The sequence below is a fragment of the Deinococcus aquatilis DSM 23025 genome, assembly GCF_000378445.1.
Taxonomy (GTDB): Bacteria; Deinococcota; Deinococci; order Deinococcales; family Deinococcaceae; genus Deinococcus; species Deinococcus aquatilis.
This window is the reverse complement of sequence record NZ_KB899791.1, coordinates 1-2,756: the sequence shown is the minus strand read 5'-3', so window position 1 is coordinate 2,756 and position 2,756 is coordinate 1. Positions and strand designations below refer to the sequence as shown.

Below are 2,756 nucleotides of genomic sequence, written 5' to 3'. Positions count from 1 at the left end.
GTCGTCACTCCAGCTTGGGGTACCGCTCACCAACTCGCTTTGAGGAACACCGCGCCACACTGAACTGATCCTCCACGAAGGCCTTGCAATATCAAATCGCTCTTGTCATGAGGTTGACTGGCTCAAGTGGGTACGACGAACAAAGCTGTTCCTCATTCGCTTCGGTAGAGGAACCTCGTCAGGCCGGAGGGTATTCCCGTCAAACCACCGTAAGAACAATTTTGCCAACCGTACGTTGGGTCTGCTGAGCCTGGTGGGCCTGTGCAACCTGCTCCAAATCGAAGGTCTGACTCACATGGGCTTTGAGTTGTCCTGCTTCGGCCAGGCCAGAGAGGATGTCCAGATGCGCCTGTGAGGGATAGACCAGGATGCGTTCAACGTTGACGTCTCGTTCCTGAGCTTGGTGGGCAGATGGCTGACCCGCGATGCTGACCAGCCAACCACCCGGTTTGATGACGGCAAAGGAGCGGGACAGCGTCTCACCGCCGACGGTATCGAGCACCGCGTCTACAGCTGAGACCTGCTCCTCAAAGGGCTGCGCCCGGTAGTCGAGCACTTCGTCGGCACCCAGGCCCAGAACAAAGTCCCGGTTATGATTCGACGCGGTGGCGATGACCCGCGCCCCCCGCGCCTTCGCGAGTTGAACCGCAAAATGACCGACACCCCCAGCCCCAGCATGAATCAAGATGGTTTGCCCCACTTGGAGCTCCATCCGCTCGAAGGCTTGATGGGCTGTGAGAGCGGCGAGTGTCATCGCGGCCGCTTCGGTATGACTCAGGTTGCTGGGTTTACGGGCGAGATCGGCGACTGGAGCCGTCACGTACTCGGCGTAGGCACGGCCTTCCTGCGGGAAGCGAATCATCCCGTAAACCTCATCACCAACCTGGAACTCCGTGACCCCCTCACCCAACGCGTCAATCATTCCAGAAATGTCCCAGCCGAGGATGACTGGAAAGTTTGTGTAATTGAAAAATCCAGTTTGACGAACCTTATGATCCACAGGATTGATGCTCACGGCATGGACTTGAACCCTCACTTCTCCGGGAGCGGGGTCTGGAAGAGGAAGTTCCTCGAGTTTAAGGACGTCTGGGTCACCGTATTCGCGAATGGTCATGGCTTTCATAGGTCTCCTCAAGAAAAGCAGCAATGTTTCACCTCGAAACATGCCTAAGGAACTGATTTTTCCTCGCTCTGCTTCTTGCTCGGAAAGTCTAGTCAGACACTTCTTATTTAACAAGTACGCACATATATGGTAGGCACTACCTATTTTTATACTGTAAAGCAGATATACTTTTCCTATGACCAAGACCAAGCAAAAAAGCCGTGGCCAGGGGTGCCCTGTGACGACGACAGTAGAACTGATCGGCGGCAAGTGGAAAACGGTGGCGCTCTACCATCTGCTGAGTTCCCCCAAGCGGTTTTCGGAACTGCAACGCAGACTGACCGGAGTGACCCAGCGCATGCTCACCCTGCAACTGCGTGAACTGGAGGCGGATGGGCTGGTTCACCGGGAGGTTTATCCCCAGGTGCCCCCTAAAGTTGAATACTCTCTCACTGAACACGGGCGGAGTCTGGAGCCCATCCTGCGCGCCATGGTGGAATGGGGCCGGGCACATCAACTTCAGGGGCAGCCCGTGTCAGAGCAAGTTCAGTAGCCGACAACTCCACTTTTTTTCTGTTCCAGAGGGAATATAGGCTGGGTCAGCAGGGGCAGAAGTTCAGGGAGCATCTCGTAACACCAGCGAAGGGCATCAATGAGGTATTGCGCTCCGTACGCCGGAAGGCTGATCGCCTTCCGGCCATACTTGAGCGTCTTGACGGGCTTATGCTGTGACCTCTAGACCCCGATCTGCAAGCAGCTCAGCCAAGCCAAAACGACAAACCCGAACAGCCTAACACTGCCGTGCCACTGTCTTTCCGACGTCAGGAACGCAATCAAAAGGGGTTCTGATGGCAAAAGCGAGCTCAGGAAGTTCTGAGCCTATACGCCCGCTCCTTGAATCTTCGCTATCACATCTGCATCAGCGTTTCGGCCGCCACCAGACAGAAGAACCACCAGCAAGTGTTCCAAACGTGATCCACCCTTACAGCAGGGGAAGCCGATGCTCAGGCCACTCTTGCCCTCCGTCTGCTCTGCGACCAACTGCGGCAACAGAACCAAACGGGACATCTCAGGCATGGTCAAGGATCGCGAGAGAGTGGCCCGGGCTCAGCTAAGGCAACACGACCTTCACCAACCTGAACTGGATCAATGCAAGACAAGACGAAAACTCGAACTCATTCGATGGTCACTGGGGACAGCATTGGAGAATAGGAAGAAGCGCCCTAAGTTCTTGAGCGAGAACTTCCAGAGGCAGGCTTTCCAGCCGCGGCGAGCTGTCCTGTGCATAACGTAACGCTTCATTGAGCGACCGGGCAGGTTGACTGACGTACGCCAGGAAAGCCTGGTCATATGACAACAAGCGAACCTCAGTGCAGAGGAGATCAAAGGTAGCGTGCAACTGCTCATCCGGATACGGGACAGGCTGCTGCACGCACTGAGCCGGAGAGCAACTGGTCATGCTGCTAACGTAGCAAACGGGGCGTGATTGGCCCGTGACAGGCGGGGGAAGAACAATACGTAGCCTGTCCAAACCACACTGATCTCCCAAACGGGATGATGCTCAGCACCTGACACTTTGCGAGAAATGGCGTCTTGAACGCAGTGTGGCATGACAAGGGGCGGTATCTGAGTCTGTGACGATCCCCGATACTGC

Annotated in this window: 2 protein-coding genes; one reads left to right on the top strand and one right to left on the bottom strand. The window is 55.7% G+C overall.

Annotated elements, in window-relative coordinates:
- Positions 1–199 precede the first annotated feature (199 nt).
- Complete coding sequence (locus F561_RS0124190; RefSeq protein ID WP_211214867.1) at positions 200–1,114, bottom strand: NADP-dependent oxidoreductase; 915 nt, start codon at positions 1,112–1,114, stop codon at positions 200–202.
- A 184-nt stretch (positions 1,115–1,298) separates the two neighbouring features.
- Here F561_RS0124190 and F561_RS0124185 point away from each other — a divergent pair, with 184 nt between their 5' ends.
- On the top strand, positions 1,299–1,655 hold the full coding sequence (locus tag F561_RS0124185; protein ID WP_019012540.1) for a winged helix-turn-helix transcriptional regulator: 357 nt from the start codon (positions 1,299–1,301) through the stop codon (positions 1,653–1,655).
- Positions 1,656–2,756 lie beyond the last annotated feature (1,101 nt).

Excerpts from the sequence above, each read along its gene's own strand:
- F561_RS0124185 (WP_019012540.1), top strand. The coding sequence starts at position 1,299 with ATGACCAAGACCAAGCAAAAAAGCCGTGGCCAGGGGTGCCCTGTGACG.
- F561_RS0124190 (WP_211214867.1), bottom strand. The coding sequence starts at position 1,114 with ATGACCATTCGCGAATACGGTGACCCAGACGTCCTTAAACTCGAGGAA.